This window comes from Streptomyces sp. NPDC087859 (assembly GCF_044742595.1).
GTDB classification, from domain to species: Bacteria; Actinomycetota; Actinomycetes; order Streptomycetales; family Streptomycetaceae; genus Streptomyces; species Streptomyces canus_F.
Map to the genome: position 1 here is coordinate 124,915 of NZ_JBIUUU010000014.1, position 20,371 is coordinate 145,285.

A 20,371-nucleotide genomic window follows, 5' to 3' on the forward strand; every position below is an offset into this window, starting at 1 on the left:
GCGGGCCGTGTTTCATGGGGACATGGCCGTACGACTCCCCCGCCCGCACCGCTTCGACGTGTACATCGCGGCCGGCGGGCTGCTCGGCGGGCTGCTCCTCGTCCTCGCGGGTCTCGGCACCCGGCGGTCCGACGACCCGATCACCCTCTTCGACGGCCCCTGGCCGGTGCTGGTGCCGCTCACCGTGCTGGCCGGCTGCGAGCTGCTGCGCCGCGCGGCACCCCGCGTGGCGCTGCTGACCGGCACGGTCGCGATCTGCGCGGACCTGGTGACCCAGGGCAGCCTCGCGTCGGTGCTGATGTTCACCGACCTGGTCTACGCGGCCGTCCTGTACGGCCCGCTCGCCTCGGCCCGGCGCATCCAGTGGATCACCGGTCTGCTCACGGTGGCCGGGACGCTGGTGCCGTTCGCGGTGTGGCGGGAGCCGGAGGCGCTGCTGATCGGCGTGGTCGTCGGTGTCGTGGCGTACGGGCCCGCCGCCACCGGCTGGATCGTCCGCAACCACCGCGACGCCGCCGAGGCCGCGCGCCTGCGTGCCGAACAGACCGCCCTGCTCGCCGAGATGGACCGCAGCCAGGCCGTCGTCGCCGAACGCGCCCGGATGGCACGGGAGTTGCACGACATGGTCGCCAACCATCTGTCGGCGATCGCGATCCACTCCACGGCCGCGCTGTCGCTGGACGATCCGGAGACGTCCCGGCAGGCCCTCGGCGTCATCCGCGAGAACAGCGTCAAGGGACTCGAGGAGATGCGCCGGCTGATCGGCATCCTGCGGGACGGCGACGGTGCACCCAGCGCGGTCCCCACCCTCGACGGGCTCGCCGTCCTGGCCGACGACGCCCGCGCCAACGGCCTCGACGTCACGCTGGAGGCCGAGCACGGCACGACCCTGCCGGCCCCCGTCGAGCTCGCCGCCTACCGGATCGTCCAGGAATCCCTCACCAACGCCCTCAAGCACGCCTGCCCCGGCCGGGTCACCGTGCTGCTGCACCAGGCGGACGGCTCCCTCGCCATCGCCGTGACCAGCCCTTACGGCGACCGCGACGGGCCGAGCGCGCCCGGTTCCGGCGCCGGTCTGGTGGGTATGCGGGAGCGGGCGGCGCTGCTCGGCGGCACCTTCGAGGCCGGCCCCGAGAGCTCGGCGAACGGCAAGATCTGGGCCGTACGCGCCACCCTGCCCGTCGCCGACGTCATCGAAGGAGATCCCGCATGATCCGCGTGCTCGTCGCCGAGGACCAGTCCGCCGTCCGCGCCGGACTGGTCCTCATCCTGCGCAGCGCGCCCGACATCGAGGTGGTCGGCGAGGCCGCGGACGGCGAACAGGCGGTTGCGCTGGCCCGGGAACTGCGGCCCGACCTGGTGCTGATGGACGTACAGATGCCGCGTCTGGACGGGGTGTCGGCGACCCGGAAGGTCACGGAGGAGGGGCTCGCGGACGTCCTCGTGCTGACCACCTTCGACCTCGACGAGTATGTGTTCGGGGCGCTCAGGGCCGGGGCGGCCGGGTTCCTGCTGAAGAACACGGAGGCGCGGGACCTCGTGGAGGCGGTCCGTACGGTGGCGCGCGGCGAGGGGATCGTGGCCCCGGCCGTCACCCGCCGGCTGATCTCCGAGTTCGCCGCCAAGCCCGTACGGCAGCCGGGCGTCGACCCGGCGGTCCTGGACACCCTCACCCGCCGTGAACGCGAGGTGCTGTCCTGCCTGGGCGAGGGACTGTCCAACGCGGACATCGCGACCCGTCTCGACATGGCGGAGGCGACGGTGAAGACGCACGTCAGCCGACTGCTGGGGAAGCTGGAGCTGCGCAGCCGCGTGCAAGCGGCGGTGCTGGCGCAGGAGTTGGGTGTCTGAGCGATCGCATACTGAGTGGTCCAGACCTATTGACCCGTGGTCCAGACCTTTCTATTCTCGCCGCACCGTGGGCGTGAAGGCTCAGTTGCGCCCCCAACACCCCTCAAGGAGGCGCGGCATGCGCTTCAGACACAGAGTGGCGGCAGGGCTAGCGACCCTGGTGCTCCCCTTCGCCGGCCTCGTCGGCCTCGCGAGCCCCGCCCAGGCCGCGACATCCGCGACCGCCACCTATGCCAAGACGCAGGACTGGGGCACCGGCTTCGAAGGCAAGTGGACCGTCAAGAACACCGGCGACACCGCCCTCAGCTCCTGGACCGTCGAGTGGGACTTCCCCTCCGGCACGTCCGTCACCTCCGCCTGGGACGCCGACGTCACCTCCTCCGGCACCCACTGGACCGCCAAGAACAAGTCCTGGAACGGCACCCTCGCCCCCGGCGCCTCCCTCTCCTTCGGCTTCAACGGCTCCGGGTCCGGCTCCCCCGCGAACTGCAAGCTCAACGGCGGCAGTTGTGACGGCGGCACCACGACCCCCGGCGACAGCGCGCCGAGCGCCCCCGGCACTCCCACCGCCTCGGACATCACCAACACCTCGGTGAAGCTCTCCTGGAGCGCCGCCACCGACGACAAGGGCATCAAGAACTACGACGTCCTGCGCGACGGCACCAAGGTCGCCACCGTGACGACGACCTCGTACACCAACACCGGCCTGACCGCCGGCACCGACTACTCCTACAGTGTCCAGGCCCGCGACACCGCCGACCAGACCGGCCCGGTCAGCGGCGCCCGCGCGGTGCGCACCACCGGCGGCACCACCGAGCCGCCGCCCACCGGCGACAAGGTCAAGCTCGGCTACTTCACCGAGTGGGGCGTCTACGGCCGCAACTACCACGTCAAGAACCTGGTCAGCTCCGGCTCCGCGTCGAAGATCACACACATCAACTACGCGTTCGGCAACGTCAAGAACGGTCAGTGCACCGTCGACGACACCTACGCCGCCTACGACAAGGCCTACACCGCCGACCAGTCCGTCAGCGGCGTCGCCGACACCTGGGACCAGCCGCTGCGCGGCAACTTCAACCAGCTGCGCCAGCTGAAGGCCAAGTACCCGCACATCAAGGTGCTGTACTCCTTCGGCGGCTGGACCTACTCCGGCGGCTTCGGCCAGGCCGCGGCCAACCCGGCCGCGTTCGCCAAGTCCTGCAAGGCGGTCGTCGAGGACCCCCGCTGGGCCGATGTCTTCGACGGCATCGACATCGACTGGGAGTACCCGAACGCCTGCGGACTGACCTGTGACACCTCCGGCGCGGCGTCCTTCAAGAACCTGATGCAGGCCCTGCGTACCGAGTTCGGCTCGAACTACCTGGTCACCGCGGCCATCACGGCCGACGGCTCCTCCGGCGGCAAGATCGACGCGGCCGACTACGGCGGCGCCTCGGCCTCCGTCGACTGGTACAACGTGATGACGTACGACTACTTCGGCGCCTTCAACGCGCAGGGCCCGACCGCCCCGCACTCGCCGCTGACCTCGTACTCCGGCATCCCGCAGGCCGGATTCAACTCCGCCGACGCGATCGCCAAGCTGAAGTCGAAGGGCGTGGCGTCCAAGAAGCTGCTGCTCGGCATCGGTTTCTACGGCCGCGGCTGGACCGGTGTCACCCAGGCCGCCCCCGGCGGCACGGCGACCGGAGCGGCCCCGGGCACCTACGAGGCGGGCATCGAGGACTACAAGATCCTCAAGACGTCCTGCCCGGCCACCGGCACCATCGCGGGCACGGCGTACGCCTACTGCGGCAACAACTGGTGGTCGTACGACACCCCCGCCACCATCGGCACCAAGATGACCTGGGCCAAGAACCAGGGCCTGGGCGGGGCGTTCTTCTGGGAGTTCAGCGGCGACACCGGCAACGGTGAGCTGGTGAGCGCGATCAACAACGGGCTGTCGTAAACGGGTTACGACCGTCGGTAGGACCTAGGCGACATTGACGCGCTGACCGGGCGGGGCTGCTTCCAGCCACGCGAGGAAACCGGTCAGCGCGTCTTCGCTCATGGCGAGTTCCAGCCGCGTGCCCCGGTGCAGACAGGTCAGGATGACGGCGTCGGAGAGCAGCGCCAGCTCCTCCTCGCCCTCCGGCAGCCGACGCCCGGCGACCTCGATCGCGGCGCGCTCCAGGACGCGGCGCGGGCGGTAGGCGTAGGAGAAGACGCGGTACCACTCGATGCGGTCGCCGTTGTAGCGGGCGACACCGTAGCTCCAGCCCTTGCCGTTGGTGTCGGGTTTCTCCGGGACGTCCCAGCGCAGCGAACAGTCGAAGGTGCCGCCGGAGCGCTGGATGAGTCTGCGACGAAGGCCGAAGACGAACAGTCCCAGCACCACGAGTGCCACGACGATTCCGCACACAGTCAGAGCGAGGGCCATCGACACCGACCTCCTCGTCTACTCGGTAACGGAATGGAAAAAACATCCACATTTGCCTCAGCCGCGACCAGGGCCGGATTGCTCCGGTCCCAGCCGCGGCTGAGTGACGTCATAGGCGTGACGCGCCGACTAACGCGTCGCCGCCGCACGGATGCGTACGTCCGCGCGACGCTCGGCGGCGGCGTCACCCTCCGCCTTCGCACGCTCCAGCTCGCGTTCCGCGCGCTGGACGTCGATCTCGTCCGACAGCTCGGCGATCTCGGCCAGCAGCGACAGCTTGTTGTCCGCGAACGAGATGAAACCGCCGTGCACCGCGGCGACGACCGTTCCACCATCACTCGTACGGATGGTCACCGGGCCCGACTCCAGCACACCGAGCAGCGGCTGGTGACCGGGCATGACGCCGATGTCGCCGGACGTGGTGCGCGCGACGACCAGGGTGGCCTCGCCGGACCAGACCTCTCGGTCGGCCGCGACCAGCGCGACGTGCAGCTCAGCAGCCAAGGTGGCTCCTCGGGTCACCACCCGGCGGTTCGGCCGGGTGTTGGTTACAAGTCTAGTAGGCGTGAAAGAGGGGGCGGGACGTGCCCCGCCCCCTCAGTCGAACTCAGAGCTCAGGACTCTTCAGGTCCGAGTTCAGGAGACGCCGAGCTCCTTGGCGTTGGCCTTGAGGTCCTCAATGCCACCGCAGAGGAAGAACGCCTGCTCCGGGAAGTGGTCGTACTCGCCGTCGATGATCGCGTTGAAGGCCGTGATCGACTCCTCCAGCGGCACGTCCGACCCGTCGACGCCGGTGAACTGCTTGGCGACGTGGGTGTTCTGGGACAGGAAGCGCTCCACGCGACGGGCGCGGTGGACGACGAGCTTGTCCTCTTCGCCCAGCTCGTCGATACCGAGGATCGCGATGATGTCCTGGAGGTCCTTGTACTTCTGGAGGACACCCTTGACACGCATGGCCGTGTTGTAGTGGTCCGCCGCGATGTAGCGGGGGTCCAGGATGCGGGACGTGGAGTCCAGCGGGTCCACGGCCGGGTAGATGCCCTTCTCGGAGATCGGACGGGAGAGAACCGTCGTCGCGTCGAGGTGGGCGAAGGTGGTGGCCGGGGCCGGGTCGGTCAGGTCGTCCGCGGGGACGTAGATCGCCTGCATCGAGGTGATCGAGTGACCACGGGTCGAGGTGATGCGCTCCTGGAGGAGACCCATCTCGTCGGCCAGGTTCGGCTGGTAACCCACCGCGGAGGGCATACGGCCGAGCAGGGTCGAGACCTCGGAACCGGCCTGCGTGAAGCGGAAGATGTTGTCGATGAAGAACAGCACGTCCTGCTTCTGCACATCGCGGAAGTACTCCGCCATGGTCAGACCGGCGAGGGCCACGCGCAGACGGGTGCCCGGGGGCTCGTCCATCTGACCGAAGACCAGGGCGGTCTTGTCGATGACGCCCGACTCCGCCATCTCCTCGATGAGGTCGTTGCCCTCACGCGTGCGCTCACCGACACCGGCGAACACGGAGACACCGTCGTGGTTGTTGGCGACGCGGTAGATCATCTCCTGGATGAGCACCGTCTTGCCGACGCCGGCACCACCGAACAGACCGATCTTTCCACCCTTGACGTACGGGGTGAGAAGGTCGATGACCTTGACGCCGGTCTCGAACATCTCGGTCTTCGACTCGAGCTCGTCGAAGTTCGGAGCCTTGCGGTGGATGCCCCAGCGCTCGCCGTCGTACTGCTCGTCGACGTTCAGGACCTCGCCGAGGGTGTTGAACACCTTGCCCTTGGTGAAGTCGCCGACCGGCACGGTGATGGAGGCACCCGTGTCGGTGACCGCGGCCTGGCGGACCAGACCGTCGGTGGGCTGCATGGAGATGGTGCGGACCAGGCCGTCACCCAGGTGCTGGGCGACCTCCAGGGTCAGCGTCTTCTTCGCACCGTCGAGGGCCGGGTCGGCCACCTCGACGTGCAGAGCGTTGTAGATCTCCGGCATCGCGTCGACGGGGAATTCCACGTCGACGACCGGGCCGATGACCCGGGCGACGCGGCCCGTGGCAGCGGCCGTCTCAACTGTCGTCGTCATTACCTGTCACTCCCCGCGGTCGCGTCGGCCAGGGCTGCGGAGCCACCGACGATCTCGCTGATTTCCTGGGTGATTTCGGCCTGGCGGGCCGCGTTGGCAAGACGGGAGAGAGTGGTGATCAGCTCTCCCGCGTTGTCGGTGGCCGACTTCATCGCGCGCCGCGTGGCGGCGTGCTTCGAAGCGGCCGACTGGAGCAGCGCGTTGTAGATACGGCTCTCCACGTAGCGCGGCAGGAGGGCGTCGAGGACGTCCTCCGCCGAGGGCTCGAAGTCGTACAGCGGAAGGATCTCGCCCTTGGGCGTGGCCTCCGCGGCGACCTCTTCGAGGCTGAGCGGCAGCAGACGGTCGTCGAGCGCCGTCTGCGTCATCATCGAGACGAACTCGGTGAAGACGATGTGGAGTTCATCCACGCCACCCTCGGCCGTGTCCTTCTCGATGGCCTCGATCAGCGGACCCGCGACCTTCTTCGCGTCCGCGTACGTGGGCTCGTCGGTGAAGCCCGACCACGACTCCGCGACCTTGCGCTCGCGGAAGTTGTAGTGGGCCAGACCGCGGCGGCCGACGATGTACGTGTCGACCTCCTTGCCCTCGGCCTCGAGACGCTCGGTGAGCTTCTCCGCCACCTTGATGGCGTTGGCGTTGAAGGCGCCGGCGAGACCACGGTCGCTCGTGAGGAGCAGCACCGCGGACCGCACGACCGTCTCGGCCTGCGTGGTCAGCGGGTGCTTGGTGTTCGAGCCGGTTCCGACCGCCGTGACCGCGCGGGTGAGCTCGGTCGCGTACGGCGTGGAGGCCGCCACCTTGCGCTGCGCCTTGACGACACGCGAGGCGGCGATCATCTCCATCGCCTTCGTGATCTTCTTGGTCGCGGTGACGGATCGGATGCGACGCTTGTAGACCCGGAGCTGGGCTCCCATGAGTCAGGTCCCTTCCGTCGTCACTTGGCCGCGGCGGCCGGCGCGTCTTCGCCGAGAAGCTTGCCGTCCGAGGTCTCGAACTGCTTCTTGAAGTCCGCGATGCCGTCGGCGATGGCGGTGAGCGTGTCGTCCGACATCTTGCCGCCCTCCTTGATGGAGGTCATGAGGCCCTGCTCCTTGCGGTGCAGGTACTCCAGGAGCTCCTTCTCGAAGCGGCGGATGTCGTTGACCGGGACGTCGTCCATCTTGCCGGTGGTACCGGCCCACACGGAGACGACCTGGTCCTCGGTCGGCATCGGCTGGTACTGAGCCTGCTTGAGCAGCTCGACCAGACGCTGACCGCGCTCCAGCTGCGACTTCGACGCGGCGTCCAGGTCGGAACCGAAGGCGGCGAAGGCCTCCAGCTCGCGGTACTGGGCGAGGTCGAGGCGCAGACGGCCGGAGACCTGCTTCATCGCCTTGTGCTGCGCGGAACCACCGACTCGGGAGACGGAGATACCGACGTTCAGCGCGGGGCGCTGACCGGCGTTGAACAGGTCCGACTCCAGGAAGCACTGGCCGTCGGTGATGGAGATGACGTTGGTCGGGATGAACGCCGACACGTCGTTCGCCTTGGTCTCGACGATCGGCAGACCCGTCATCGAACCGGCGCCCAGGTCGTCGGAGAGCTTCGCGCAGCGCTCCAGCAGACGGGAGTGCAGGTAGAAGACGTCACCCGGGTAGGCCTCACGGCCCGGCGGGCGGCGCAGCAGCAGGGACACGGCGCGGTAGGCGTCGGCCTGCTTCGAGAGGTCGTCGAAGATGATGAGGACGTGCTTGCCCTCGTACATCCACTGCTGGCCGATGGCCGAACCGGTGTACGGCGCCAGGTACTTGAAGCCGGCCGGGTCGGACGCCGGGGCGGCGACGATGGTCGTGTACTCCAGCGCGCCGGCCTCGTCGAGGGCGCCACGCACGGAGGCGATGGTCGAGCCCTTCTGGCCGATGGCGACGTAGACGCAGCGGACCTGCTTCTTCGGGTCGCCGGAGCGCCAGTTGTCACGCTGGTTGATGATCGTGTCGACGGCCAGGGCGGTCTTGCCGGTCTGACGGTCACCGATGATCAGCTGACGCTGGCCACGGCCGATCGGGGTCATCGCGTCGACGGCCTTGTAGCCGGTCTCCATCGGCTCGTGCACCGACTTACGGGCCATGACGCCCGGAGCCTGCAGCTCAAGGGCGCGACGACCGCTGGTCTCGATCTCGCCGAGGCCGTCGATCGGGTTGCCGAGCGGGTCGACGACGCGGCCGAGGTAGCCCTCGCCCACGGCGACGGACAGGACCTCGCCGGTGCGGGTGACCGGCTGGCCCTCCTCGACACCGCTGAACTCGCCGAGGATGACGGTACCGATCTCGCGCTCTTCCAGGTTGAGCGCGAGTCCGAGGGTGCCGTCCTCGAACTTCAGCAGTTCGTTGGCCATGGCCGAGGGAAGACCCTCGACCTTCGCGATGCCGTCGCCGGCAAGGGTGACCGTACCGACCTCCTCGCGCGAGGCCGCGTCCGGCTTGTACGACTGGACGAAGTTCTCCAGCGCGTCCCGGATCTCCTCCGGCCGGATCGTGAGCTCCGCCATCTGGGTTCCCTGCTCTCCTTGTTGGGCCCGAAGTTTCAACTTGGGGGTCTGGGGGCGACCCCCAGGAATCCTCTGCACGGCCCAACCGGGCCGTCTGTACGTACTGCTTATGAAGTTGCTGGTCAGCCCGCCAGGCGGCGGCCGGCGTCCTCGATACGGTCCGCGAGGGAGCCGTTGATGACCTCGTCGCCGACCTGCACCCGGATCCCGCCGAGGACCTCGGGGTCCACGTCGATGTTGAGGTGCATCGTGTGGCCGTAGAGCTTCGCGAGGGCGGCGCCCAGGCGCTGCTTCTGCGTGTCGCTCAGCGGCACCGCCGAGGTGACGACGGCGACCAGCCGGTCCCGGCGCTCGGCGGCGAGCTTGGACAGGGACTCCAGTCCCGACTCCAGGCTACGTCCCCGGGGCGCGGTCACAAGACGCGTCACCAGACGCTCGGTGGTCGCGTGGGCACGGCCGCCGAGCAGGCTGCGCAGCAGCTCGCCCTTGGCCGGCGCCGTCGCGGCGCGGTCGGTCAGCGCGGCACGCAGCTCGGTGTTCGAAGAGACGATCCGGCCGAACCGGAACAGTTCGTCCTCGACGTCGTCGAGCGCGCCCGTCTGCTGTGCGGCGGTGAGGTCGGCGATGTTCGCCAGCTCCTCCAGGGCGTCCGCGAGGTCACGCGACTGCGACCAGCGGGAACGCACCATGCCGGACACCAGATCGGCGGCCTCGCCGCCCACCTGGCCACCGAGGAGGCGCCGGGCCAGTTCGGCCTTGCCCTCGCCGGCCTGCGCCGGGTCGGTGAGGACCCGACGCAGCGACACCTCGCGGTCGAGCAGCGCGGTGACGGCGGCCAGCTCCCCGGCGAGCGTGCCGACGTTCACGGACGTGTTGTCCGTCAGCGCGTCGAGACGCTCACGTGCGGCTGCCAGGGCCTCGCGGCTCGCTCCGTTCATCGCGCGGCCTCGGCCTTCTCCTCGAGCTCGTCGAGGAAGCGGTCGATCACGCGGCTCTGTCGGGCGTGGTCCTCGAGGGACTCACCGACGAGCTTGCCGGCCAGGTCGGTGGCGAGCTTGCCGACGTCCCGGCGCAGCGCGGAGGACGCGGCCTTGCGGTCGGCCTCGATCTGCGCGTGACCGGCGGCGACGATCTCCTCGCGCTGCCGCTGGCCTTCCGCGCGCATCTCGGCGATGAGCGTGGCGCCCTGCTCCTGCGCCTCCTGGCGCAGACGCGCGGCCTCGTGCCGGGCCTCGGCGAGCTGAGCCTTGTACTGCTCAAGAACGCTCTGGGCCTCGACCTGCGCGGCCTCGGCCTTCTCGATTCCGCCTTCGATCGCCTCGCGGCGCTCTTCCAGAACCTTGTTGATGTTCGGAAGCAGCTTCTTCCAGAAGAAGAAGAACACGATGGCGAAGGCGATGGTGCCGACGAGCAGCTCGGGGCCCGGAGGAATGAGCGGGTTCTGCTCTTCCTCGGCCGCCAGCTGTACCAGGTTGGCGATCACATCAGTGCCTTTCGTCGAAACGTGTCAGGTAAGAGGGATTACTTACCGAACACGAACGGCATGACGATGCCGATGAGGGCGAGCGCCTCACAGAAGGCGAAGCCCAGGATCTGGTTGGCGCGGATCAGGCCGGCGGCCTCGGGCTGACGGGCGAGGGCCTGGGTGCCGTTACCGAAGATGATGCCGACGCCGACGCCGGGGCCGATGGCGGCGAGGCCGTAGCCGATGGAGCCGAGCGAACCGGAGACAGCGGCGAGGGTCTCAGTGGCAGCCATGCTGATTCTTCCTTCTCTTTCTTGGACCGGCGGGGGTTGGCCACCGGACGTTCTGGGGCTTGGGGTAGGGGCTCAGTGGTGCTCGGCGAGAGCGCCCTGAATGTAGGAGCAGGCCAGCAGCACGAAGACGTATGCCTGGACGGCCTGCACGAAGAGCTCGAAGAGGATCATGACCATGGTCATGACGAAGGAGACACCGGCTGCCGGGATCATCGCGCCGTTCAGCAGGTACCAGGAGGCGACGGTGAACATGACCAGCATCAGGTGGCCGGCGAACATGTTGGCGAAGAGCCGGACCGCGTGGGTGAAGGGCCGGACGAACAGGTTCGAGAGGAACTCGATGATCATCACGAGCGGCAGCACGGCGCCGAGCGACTTGTCGTAGCCCGTCACGTTCTTGAAGAAGCCGACGAAGCCGTGACGCTTGAACGTCAGGCCGACCCAGAGAACCCATACGAGCGCGGCGAGCACCACCGGGAAGGCGAAGACCGAGGCCACCGGGAACTGGGCCAGCGGGATCACGGACCAGATGTTCATGATCCAGATGAAGAAGAAGAGGGAGACCATGAGTGGCACCCACTTCTCACCCTCTTTCTTGCCGAGGGTCTCGTAGACGATGCCGCGGCGCACGAAGTCGTAGCCGGCCTCGCCGATCATCTGCAGCTTGCCCGGGACGACCTTGGCCTTGCCGAACGCGGCATAGAAGAAGGTGATGACGAGCAGGGTGGTGATGAGCGCGAGCAACATCACCTTGTTGAACTCGAACCCGCCGACCGTGGCGATGGGCTGGAACAGGAACGAGTGCAGGCCCGGAGCCGGAAAGCCACACCCGTCGGACATGATCCGACAGCTCCAGTCAAAGGCGAGCTGGGTCTGGTCAGCACTCACCGCGGGCTCCTTCGGCGTGACGCATGGGTACGGCTACCTCGTTGTGTCGGCGCGGCACGCAGCCGCTGGTCGGCACCGGACAGGTCTTACGGATGTGGGGGCGGCTGGGGGGCATCAAGCCTCGCGATTGAGCAGGCGTCAGCTCAGATGCCCGCGCCCGCGATGCCGCAGTTGGCACCGGACGATAGCAGGAGTTCTTCCACGCCTTTATCCCGGCCCTACCCCTCACGACGACGACCCTGACTTCTCCGACTTCCCGCTCTTCTCGGAGTCCGGGTCGACGTAGAAGATCTTGGCCTTCATATGCGCACGGGCCTGAGCGGCCATCCACACGACGGTCGCGACGACGAGCGAGGCCGCGAACGCCTTCGGGTTGAAGAGGGAGGTGTCCTGGAAAAGGGCGACGAAGATGAGGAGCAACAGGAGTTGGGCGACATAGAGCATCAGCCCCATGGCCTGGAACAACTGCGGGAGCGTTTTTGCCGTCCATTGCAGGACGTACAGACCGATTCCCATGAACAGGATGGCCAGCACGGTGCCGACAGCCGCTCCGAGTGCCCCCTTGCCGCCGGCGACCACTCCACTGACGGCGACGGTGACCGCGCCGACGGCCGCTGTTGGCACAGCGGTCTGGAGGAGGTTCCGGGCGTCATTGGAGGGCATGGCGGCAACTCCGCTTTCACAGGGGGCAGGGTGTCGTCATGGACGAGCGTAGTCCCGGATGGAGAGCTTGAGTCTCGCGCCAATGGACCGTCGCACTGCGGTCCTTCGACTCTGTCCGGGGTTCTCGTGAACCGTATCACAAACTATTTGATGAGGTCTTTACCTGGTGGGTGTGCTCGGTGTCACACATGAGAGTGAGAGTGCGCGTCTGTGCAAAAAGGCGGCCCAGTTGTCTGGTATTGGGGCGCTTTGCACCCCCAACCCACTCCCACGACTTGGCAATGCTCTCGTCAGATTCTTACCTTGCCGCGTCAGCGCGACGTTCCGGCTTTCCGCCTGTCCAGGAAGCGCGAACGGGCGCCGAGGGCGGTCGCCCCGTTGACGCCGGAGACCCCGACGGCGACCGGAGTGCGCTCCTCGTCCTCCTCCGACTCCACGGCCGCGGCGGCCGGTTCGGCGACCGGCGCGGATTCCGCAACGGCCCTGCGGCGGCGGTAGCGCGGCGGCAGGAAGGCCTGCGCCCACCTCGGGGCACGCGGCGTGAAGCGCGGCAGCAGCAGGAGCAGCAGACCGATCGCGGAGAGGAACACCACGCTCAGGACGATCCACATGGACGCGGAGTTCACGGAGTACGCGAGCGCGCCGAACGCGATCAGCGCCGACCAGAAGTACATGATCAGCACCGCGCGGCTGTGCGAGTGCCCGATCTCCAGGAGCCGGTGGTGCAGATGCCCGCGGTCGGCGGCGAACGGCGACTGACCGCGCCAGGTGCGGCGCACGATCGCCAGGACCAGGTCGGCCGCCGGGATCGCGATGATGGTCAGCGGCAGCAGCAGCGGGATGTAGACCGGCACCGTCTGGTGCACGGCCGCCTTCTCGGACCCGGCGAACAGCTTCAACGCGTCGGGGTCGACCTGGCCGGTGATGGAGATCGCGCCCGCGGCCAGCACCAGACCGATCAGCATCGAGCCGGAGTCACCCATGAAGATCCGCGCGGGATGCATGTTGTGCGGCAGGAAGCCCAGGCACATGCCCATCAGGATCGCCGAGAACAGCGTGGCCGGGGCGGCGGCCTCGATGCCGTACGACACCCAGACGCGGTAGGCGTAGAGGAAGAACGCCGCCGACGCGATGCACACCATGCCCGCCGCGAGACCGTCGAGGCCGTCGACGAAGTTGACCGCGTTGATGGTGATGACGACGAGCGCCACCGTCAGCAGGGTGCCCTGCCACTGGGTCAGCGCGACATTGCCCACCGTCGGGATCGGCAGCCACAGGATCGTCAGACCCTGCATGACCATGACGCCTGCGGCGATCATCTGGCCGCCCAGCTTGATCAGGGCGTCGATCTCGAACTTGTCGTCCAGGACGCCGATCAGCCAGATCAGCGCGGCGCCGCTGAGCAGCGCTCTGGGCTCGTTCGACTTGTCGAAGACCTGGCTGAGGTTGGTGAGGTGGTCGGCGACCAGCAGGCCCGCGCACAGGCCGAAGAACATGGCGATACCGCCGAGCCGCGGAGTCGGTTCCCGGTGCACGTCACGGGCCCTGATCTCCGGCATCGCTCCGGCCACGATCGCGAACTTACGTACCGGCCCTGTCAGCAGATACGTCACCGCGGCCGTGATGCAGAGCGTCAGCAGGTATTCACGCACAGGCTTCCCCACAGGTCTCGCTGGCCATCTCAGCCCCACACCCTAGCGATGGACGCATATGGATGGGGACTTTCGGGTAGCGACGATGGTTGCACGAGTGGCTGTGCACCTCGGAACGCGTACCCCCGCTCAGGCCGGATACGGCGGAAATCCCCCGACCAGATCCCGGACTTCTTCACGTGCCTTCTGCGTCTCGGCCTCACCTCTGAGCACCCCCGCGAGCAGTACGGCGATCCGCGTCATCTGCGCCTCCCCCATGCCCTGGGTGGTCACGGCCGCCGTTCCCAGGCGCAGGCCGCGGGCGTCCGCGTGCGGCAGCGCACAGCAGTCGAGCACCATGCCGGCCGCCACGAGCCGGCCCTTGGCGGTCCGCCCGTCGACGCCGAGCGGTGCCGGATCGGCGGTGACCAGATGGGTGTCGGTCCCGCCCGTGGTGACGACGAGCCCCTCGGCGGCCAGCCCCGCCGCGAGAACCCTCGCATTGGCGACCACCTGATGGGCGTACGCCGTGAAGGCCGGTGTCGCCGCCTCGCCGAACGCGACGGCCTTGGCGGCGATGGTGTGCATCTGCGCGCCGCCCTGCGTGAACGGGAAGACGGCCCGGTCGACCCGCTCGGCCAGAGCGGCGCCGCACAGGATCATGCCGCCGCGGGGTCCGCGCAGCACCTTGTGCGTGGTGGCGCAGACGACGTCGGCGTACGGCACCGGACTGGGCGCCGCTCCCCCGGCGACGAGCCCGATGGGGTGGGCGGCGTCGGCGATGAGATACGCCCCGACCTCGTCGGCGACCTCGCGGAAGAAGGCGTAGTCGATGTGCCGGGGGTAGGCGATGGAGCCGCACACGATGGCCTTGGGCCGGTGCTGGCGGGCGAGTGTGCGGACCTGGTCGTAGTCGATGAGCCCGGTCTCCGCGTCGACGCCGTACGGCACGAAGTCGAACCAGCGGCCGGAGAAGTTGGCGGGCGAGCCGTGGGTGAGGTGACCGCCGTAGGGCAGGCCGAGGGCGAGGACGGTGTCGCCGGGGCGCAGCAGGGCGGCATAGGCGGCCAGTACGGCCGACGACCCCGAATGGGCCTGCACGTTGGCGTGTTCGGCGCCGAAGAGGGCCTTGGCGCGGTCCACGGCGATCCGCTCGGCGACGTCGACGATCTCGCAGCCGCCGTGGTGCCGGGCACCGGGGTATCCCTCGGCGTACTTGTTCGCCAGCGGCGACCCCATCGCGGCCAGCACGGCCGGCGAGCTGAAGTTCTCGGCGGCGATCAGCTGCAACGACGTCGACTGGCGCGCGAGCTCACCGAGCAGGATCTCGGCCAGCTCGGGATCCTGCCGCCGCAGGATGTCGGCGGTCTCGGGGGCATGGGTGACCGACATGGTGGACTCCGGGGCGTCGACGGTGACGTACGTCCAATGTAGGCCCGGGACCGGTGGGGTGCTCGGTCGTCACGTCCTCGCAGTTACTCCGGTGAGCGCAGTGACGACAGCAACCCGATCCCCGACGTCCGTCGGCTCACCGCCCCGTCCGCGTCACATCCGGGCAGGCACACCCGTCAGCGCAGTGATCACGGGGTCCACCGCCTGATGTATCTCGTCCCCGATCGACCGGAAGAACGGCAGCGGGGCACCGTACGGGTCGTACACCTCGTCCGCCTCCGCCGTCGGGGCCAGGAGCCACCCGCGTAGAGCTGCCGCGGCGCGGACCAGGGCGCGGGCGCGGGCCACCACGCCGTCCTCCAGGGGAGGCAGCGTTGTCGGGTCTATCGCGCGGACCAGGCGGGTGAACTCCTTCAGGGTGAAGGTGCGCAGACCCGCCGAGTGGCCCATCGAGATGACCTGCTGACGGTGATCGCGGGTGGCGGTGAGGACCAGGTCGGCCATGATGACGTGCTCGTCGAGGAGTTCGCGGCCCGTGAAGCCGGTCGCGTCCGCGCCGAAGTCGGCCAGCACGGTCTCCGCGTTGGCCTCCATGGGTGCGCCTTCATGGCCCCAGGTCCCCGCGCTCTCCACGACGAGCCCGCCCCACAGCGGGTCGCCCAGCCGGTCCGCCAGGGCATGCCGGGTCAGCCGCTCGGTGATCGGCGAGCGGCACACGTTGCCGGTGCTGACGTGGAGGATGCGGAAGGTGTCACGCGGGAGCCCTGTGAAGGTCCGCGTCTCCTCCGGGTCCCATATGCCACGCCCCGCGTCAGGGGCCGTCAATTCGCCACCTCGAGGTCGGGTACGACCTTCCGGAGCTCCTCCGCGGAGATCGCGCCCGCACGCAGCAGCAGCGGCACCTCGCGGGTGACGTCGACGATCGAGGAGGGGACGTTGCCCGGGGTCGGACCGCCGTCGAGGTACACGGAGACCGAGTCGCCGAGCATCTCCTGGGCCGCGTCGCAGTCCTCCGGCGCCGGGTGGCCCGTCAGGTTCGCCGAGGACACCGCCATCGGGCCGACCTCGGTCAGCAGCTCGATGGCCACGGGGTGCAGGGGCATACGGACGGCGACCGTGCCCCTCGTGTCCCCCAGGTCCCACTGGAGCGACGGCTGGTGCTTGGCGACGAGCGTCAGCGCGCCCGGCCAGAACGCGTCGACGAGCTCCCAGGCCAGCTCGGAGAAGTCCGTGACGAGGCCGTGCAGGGTGTTCGGGGAGCCGATGAGGACGGGCGTGGGCATGTTGCGGCCCCGGCCCTTGGCCTCCAGCAGGTCGTGCACCGCTTCCGAGGAGAACGCGTCGGCGCCGATGCCGTACACCGTGTCGGTCGGGAGGACCACGAGTTCGCCACGGCGGACGGCGGACGCGGCTTCGCGCAGACCGGTCGAGCGGTCGGTCGCGTCGTTGGTGTCGTATCGCCGTGCCATTTAGCGGGCCTCCTCGTACACGTACTGCTCTGAAGACTGGGGGGTGGGGCTCACGGCATCGCCTTGCGGGCCGTGGCGAACCGGGGGCGGTTGTTGAGGTCCGGGTGGTCGGCCGCGTCGGCCCAGCCCCGCTCCTCGGTGAAGATCCACGGCACCTGGCCGCCCTGGGTGTCGGCGTGCTCGATGACGACGACGCCGCCGGGGCGCAGGAGCCGGTGTGCGGTCCGTTCCAGACCGCGGATGAGTTCGAGGCCGTCCTCCCCTGAGAACAGGGCGAGTTCGGGATCGTAGTCCCGTGCCTCGGGAGCGACGTACTCCCATTCGGTCAGCGGGATGTAGGGCGGGTTGGAGATGACCAGGTCGACCTGGCCGTCGAGGTCCGGGAAGGCGTCCAGGGCGTTGCCCTGACGCAGGTCGACCCTGGACCCCTCCGTGTTCTTGCGCGTCCACTGGAGGGCGTCCTCGGACAGCTCCACGGCGTGCACCCGGGAGCGCGGGACCTCCTGGGCGAGGGCGAGCGCGATGGCGCCGGAGCCGGTGCACAGGTCGACGATGCAGGGCTCCACGACGTCCATGGCACGTACGGCGTCTATCGCCCACCCGACCACGGACTCGGTCTCGGGCCGGGGCACGAAGACCCCGGGGCCGACCTGGAGTTCCAGGTAGCGGAAGAAGGCCCGCCCGGTGATGTGCTGGAGCGGCTCGCGCTGCTCACGGCGGGCGATGACCTCCCAGTACCGGGCGTCGAAGTCCGGGTCCTTCACGGAGTGCAGCGCGCCCCGCTTCACGCCGTGCACGAACGCGGCGAGCTCCTCCGCGTCGTTGCGCGGCGAGGGCACGCCGGCGTCGGCCAGCCGCTGGGTGGCCTGGGCCACCTCTGCGAGCAGCAGGTTCACGCAAGTCCTCCGTGTCGTACTAGGTCGTGCGGACGTGCCTTTAGGCGGCTGCCAGCTTCGCCGCCGAGTCCGCGTCGACGCAGGCCTGGATCATCGCGTCGAGGTCGCCGTCCAGGACCTGGTCCAGGTTGTACGCCTTGAAGCCGACGCGGTGGTCCGAGATGCGGTTCTCCGGGAAGTTGTACGTACGGATCTTCTCGGAGCGGTCGACGGTGCGGACCTGGCTGCGGCGGGCGTCGGCGGCATTCTTCTCCGCCTCCTCCTGCGCCGCGGCGAGCAGCCTGGAGCGCAGGATACGCAGTGCCTGCTCCTTGTTCTGCAGCTGGCTCTTCTCGTTCTGGCAGGAGGCGACGACTCCGGTGGGAATGTGCGTGATGCGCACGGCGGAGTCGGTCGTGTTGACGGACTGGCCGCCGGGACCGGAGGAGCGGTAGACGTCGATGCGGAGGTCGTTCGGGTTGATCTCGACGTCGACCTCCTCGGCCTCGGGGGTCACGAGGACACCGGCCGCGGAGGTGTGGATACGGCCCTGCGACTCGGTCGCCGGCACGCGCTGCACGCGGTGCACGCCGCCCTCGTACTTCAGCCGGGCCCAGACGCCCTGCCCGGGCTCGGTGGCACCCTGGCCGCCCTTGGTCTTCACGGCGACCTGGACGTCCTTGTAGCCGCCCAGCTCGGACTCGGTGGCGTCGATGATCTCGGTCTTCCAGCCGACCCGCTCGGCGTAGCGCAGGTACATGCGCAGCAGGTCGCCGGCGAACAGGGCGGACTCGTCGCCGCCGGCGCCCGCCTTGACCTCGAGGATGACGTCCTTGTCGTCGTTGGGGTCCCGCGGAACGAGCAGCAGGCGCAGCTTCTCGGTGAGCTCCTCGCGCTGCTTCTCCAGCTCCTTGACCTCGGCAACGAAGTCCGGGTCGTCGGCGGCGAACTCCTTCGCCGTCTCGATGTCGTCACCGGTCTGCTTCCAGGAGCGGTACGTGGCGACGATCGGGGTGAGCTCGGCGTAGCGCTTGTTCAGCTTGCGCGCGTTGGCCTGGTCGGCGTGGACCGACGGGTCCGCGAGCTTCGTCTCCAGGTCGGCGTGCTCACCGACGAGTTCCTCGACGGCCTCGAACATCTCAGGGCTCCTGTACTGCGGATGAAGGGGGAAGGCGGGCGACCAAAAACGCCGGTCCCGGCGCACTCCGAGGAGTGCGGCGTGGACCGGCGCTGGTGGCTCGCTACTTCTTGGCAGCAGCCTTGCCGAAGCGGGCCTCGAAGCGGGCCACACGGCCACCGGTGTCGAGGATCTTCTGCTTGCCCGTGTAGAACGGGTGGCACTCGGAGCAGACCTCGGCGCGGATGGCGCCGCTCTGGATCGTGCTACGGGTGGTGAACGACGCGCCACAGGTGCAGCTGACCTGCGTCTCGACGTACTCGGGGTGGATCTCGCGCTTCAAGGTGTCTCCTAGTTTCGGGAGGGCACCGGGTCGCCGTCCGCGGGTTGCGGGGGCGTGAACCGGGGCCGACGTACCAGTCTGCCAGCACTGGCCGCATCCCCCAAAACCGGGAGGCGGGGCGATCTATTCCCAGCGCCCCGGCGGGGGTCGTGCGCGGCCCTACGACGAGGTGACGACGCCCTTGGCCTGGCCGGTGGCGGTGCCCTTGGTGGCGCTCTTCGGGATCGCCCGGTCGTTCTCCAGGGCTTTCCAGACCAGCTTCGCCTTGTCCTCGTCCACCAGTACCCGGTTGCCGTCCTGCGGGTCGTACTGGACCGGCATGGTGACCATGGTCATGTTCTTGGAGCTGATGCCCTTGAGGCCGTTCGCGAAGGACATGAGCTTGTTGACCGAGCCGAGGCCGGTGTCGGTCGTCACGGCGTTGGTCGCGGTGTCGGCGAGGTTGTAGAGCTTCTTCGGGCTGTCGAAGAGGTCGACGGTCTTGATCTGGTTGATCAGGGCCTTGATGAACGCCTGCTGGAGCTGGATGCGGCCGAGGTCGGAGCCGTCGCCGACGCCGTGCCGGGTGCGGACCAGGCCGAGGGCCTGCTTGCCGGTGAGCGTGTGCGTGCCGGCCTTCAGGTCGAGGTGGCTGTCGGGGTCGGTGATGTTCTTCGTGGTGGTGACCTCGACGCCGCCGAGCTCGTCGATGAGCTTCTGGAAGCCGGAGAAGTCGACCTCCAGATAGTGGTCCATGCGGATGTCGGTGAGCGACTCGACGGTCTTCACGGCGCAGGTGGCGCCGCCCGTGGAGTACGCGGAGTTGAACATCACGTTGGTCGCGGCGTCGTGCTCGGTGCCCTCGGAGTCGGTGCACTCGGGGCGGTCGACGAGGGTGTCGCGGGGGATGGAGACCACGCTGGCCTTCTTGTGGCCCTCGTAGACGTGCACGATCATCGCCGTGTCGGAGCGGGCGCTGCCGTCGTCGGCGCCGCCGCCCAGCTTCTTGTTGGAGCCGGAACGGGTGTCGGAGCCGAGCACGAGGATGTTCTCGGAGCCGTTGTCGACCTTGGTGGGCCGGTCGGTGCCGAGGGCCTGGTCGATGTCGACGCTCTTGATGTTGCCGTTGAGCTTGAAGTACAGATAGCCGGCGCCCGTGCCGCCCAGCACGACGATGCCCGCGGCGGTCCAGGCCCCGATCAGCAGGCCCTTGCGCTTGCCGCGGGTCTTGCGGCGGCTGCCCTTGGCGCGATGGCGCGGGCCCGTGGAGCCGGACTCCCCGGGTATGCCGGGTTCCGGCGTGCTCTCGGCAGACATGTGCTCCTCATTCTCGTCCGGTCGGTTACCCCCTGCTTTCAGGGTCAGACGTGGTCGTTACGACCCGAA

The 20,371-nt window shown here is 68.7% G+C and carries 21 protein-coding genes; 3 read left to right on the plus strand and 18 right to left on the minus strand.

What is annotated here, in order from left to right:
• Positions 1-22 precede the first annotated feature (22 nt).
• The 3 genes from ACIOHP_RS32310 (at position 23) to ACIOHP_RS32320 (ending at position 3,796) form a co-directional block, all read left to right on the plus strand.
• On the plus strand, positions 23-1,213 hold the full coding sequence (locus ACIOHP_RS32310; protein ID WP_401893140.1) for a sensor histidine kinase: 1,191 nt from the start codon (positions 23-25) through the stop codon (positions 1,211-1,213).
• A complete protein-coding gene (locus tag ACIOHP_RS32315) occupies positions 1,210-1,851 on the plus strand; it encodes a response regulator transcription factor (protein WP_361542124.1) in 642 nt (213 codons plus the stop codon). Before ACIOHP_RS32310 ends, ACIOHP_RS32315 begins: the two co-directional genes overlap by 4 nt.
• A gap of 118 nt (positions 1,852-1,969) precedes the next feature.
• Complete coding sequence (locus ACIOHP_RS32320) at positions 1,970-3,796, plus strand: glycosyl hydrolase family 18 protein (protein WP_401893142.1); 1,827 nt, start codon at positions 1,970-1,972, stop codon at positions 3,794-3,796.
• Positions 3,797-3,820: 24 nt separating this feature from the next.
• On the opposite strand, the gene ACIOHP_RS32325 is transcribed toward ACIOHP_RS32320, so the two are convergent.
• From ACIOHP_RS32325 to ACIOHP_RS32410, 18 genes are all read right to left on the minus strand, one after another.
• Positions 3,821-4,267 (minus strand): DUF2550 domain-containing protein, encoded by a 447-nt coding sequence (locus ACIOHP_RS32325; RefSeq protein ID WP_327719418.1) that lies wholly within the window; start codon positions 4,265-4,267, stop codon positions 3,821-3,823.
• A 129-nt stretch (positions 4,268-4,396) separates the two neighbouring features.
• Entirely contained in the window at positions 4,397-4,771 is a 375-nt protein-coding gene (locus ACIOHP_RS32330; protein ID WP_046262507.1) for a F0F1 ATP synthase subunit epsilon, read from the minus strand.
• A gap of 132 nt (positions 4,772-4,903) precedes the next feature.
• Complete coding sequence (gene atpD, locus ACIOHP_RS32335; RefSeq protein ID WP_361542131.1) at positions 4,904-6,340, minus strand: F0F1 ATP synthase subunit beta; 1,437 nt, start codon at positions 6,338-6,340, stop codon at positions 4,904-4,906.
• Positions 6,340-7,257 carry a F0F1 ATP synthase subunit gamma gene (locus ACIOHP_RS32340; protein ID WP_327719417.1) on the minus strand — a complete coding sequence of 306 codons (918 nt, stop codon included), beginning with the start codon at positions 7,255-7,257 and terminating at the stop codon, positions 6,340-6,342. The genes atpD and ACIOHP_RS32340 overlap by 1 nt, the downstream gene beginning before the upstream one ends.
• Before the next feature lie 20 nt (positions 7,258-7,277).
• Complete coding sequence (gene atpA / locus ACIOHP_RS32345) at positions 7,278-8,870, minus strand: F0F1 ATP synthase subunit alpha (protein ID WP_307025814.1); 1,593 nt, start codon at positions 8,868-8,870, stop codon at positions 7,278-7,280.
• 122 nt (positions 8,871-8,992) lie between these two features.
• Positions 8,993-9,808, minus strand: a complete 816-nt coding sequence (locus ACIOHP_RS32350; RefSeq protein WP_361479380.1) for a F0F1 ATP synthase subunit delta — start codon at positions 9,806-9,808, stop codon at positions 8,993-8,995.
• Complete coding sequence (locus ACIOHP_RS32355) at positions 9,805-10,353, minus strand: F0F1 ATP synthase subunit B (RefSeq protein WP_361479383.1); 549 nt, start codon at positions 10,351-10,353, stop codon at positions 9,805-9,807. Before ACIOHP_RS32355 ends, ACIOHP_RS32350 begins: the two co-directional genes overlap by 4 nt.
• A 38-nt stretch (positions 10,354-10,391) precedes the next feature.
• Positions 10,392-10,628 carry a hypothetical protein gene (locus tag ACIOHP_RS32360; protein WP_015657805.1) on the minus strand — a complete coding sequence of 79 codons (237 nt, stop codon included), beginning with the start codon at positions 10,626-10,628 and terminating at the stop codon, positions 10,392-10,394.
• Positions 10,629-10,700: 72 nt separating this feature from the next.
• Complete coding sequence (gene atpB / locus ACIOHP_RS32365; protein WP_361542811.1) at positions 10,701-11,468, minus strand: F0F1 ATP synthase subunit A; 768 nt, start codon at positions 11,466-11,468, stop codon at positions 10,701-10,703.
• Between the two features lie 273 nt (positions 11,469-11,741).
• Positions 11,742-12,179: a hypothetical protein gene (locus tag ACIOHP_RS32370; protein ID WP_361542136.1), complete on the minus strand. Its 438-nt coding sequence runs from the start codon at positions 12,177-12,179 to the stop codon at positions 11,742-11,744.
• Between the two features lie 311 nt (positions 12,180-12,490).
• A complete protein-coding gene (locus ACIOHP_RS32375) occupies positions 12,491-13,831 on the minus strand; it encodes an MraY family glycosyltransferase (protein ID WP_401893145.1) in 1,341 nt (446 codons plus the stop codon).
• A 129-nt stretch (positions 13,832-13,960) separates the two neighbouring features.
• Complete coding sequence (gene glyA / locus ACIOHP_RS32380) at positions 13,961-15,202, minus strand: serine hydroxymethyltransferase (RefSeq protein ID WP_401893147.1); 1,242 nt, start codon at positions 15,200-15,202, stop codon at positions 13,961-13,963.
• A 153-nt stretch (positions 15,203-15,355) separates the two neighbouring features.
• Positions 15,356-16,027 (minus strand): protein-tyrosine-phosphatase, encoded by a 672-nt coding sequence (locus ACIOHP_RS32385; protein ID WP_361479395.1) that lies wholly within the window; start codon positions 16,025-16,027, stop codon positions 15,356-15,358.
• Positions 16,024-16,671 carry an L-threonylcarbamoyladenylate synthase gene (locus tag ACIOHP_RS32390; protein WP_046262518.1) on the minus strand — a complete coding sequence of 216 codons (648 nt, stop codon included), beginning with the start codon at positions 16,669-16,671 and terminating at the stop codon, positions 16,024-16,026. Before ACIOHP_RS32390 ends, ACIOHP_RS32385 begins: the two co-directional genes overlap by 4 nt.
• A gap of 50 nt (positions 16,672-16,721) precedes the next feature.
• Positions 16,722-17,567 carry a peptide chain release factor N(5)-glutamine methyltransferase gene (prmC, locus tag ACIOHP_RS32395; protein WP_401893150.1) on the minus strand — a complete coding sequence of 282 codons (846 nt, stop codon included), beginning with the start codon at positions 17,565-17,567 and terminating at the stop codon, positions 16,722-16,724.
• Positions 17,568-17,607: 40 nt separating this feature from the next.
• A complete protein-coding gene (gene prfA / locus ACIOHP_RS32400; RefSeq protein ID WP_361479402.1) occupies positions 17,608-18,684 on the minus strand; it encodes a peptide chain release factor 1 in 1,077 nt (358 codons plus the stop codon).
• Positions 18,685-18,787: 103 nt separating this feature from the next.
• On the minus strand, positions 18,788-19,006 hold the full coding sequence (gene rpmE / locus ACIOHP_RS32405; RefSeq protein ID WP_307025833.1) for a 50S ribosomal protein L31: 219 nt from the start codon (positions 19,004-19,006) through the stop codon (positions 18,788-18,790).
• A gap of 159 nt (positions 19,007-19,165) precedes the next feature.
• Positions 19,166-20,302, minus strand: a complete 1,137-nt coding sequence (locus ACIOHP_RS32410; protein ID WP_401893151.1) for an LCP family protein — start codon at positions 20,300-20,302, stop codon at positions 19,166-19,168.
• Between the last annotated feature and the right edge of the window lie 69 nt (positions 20,303-20,371).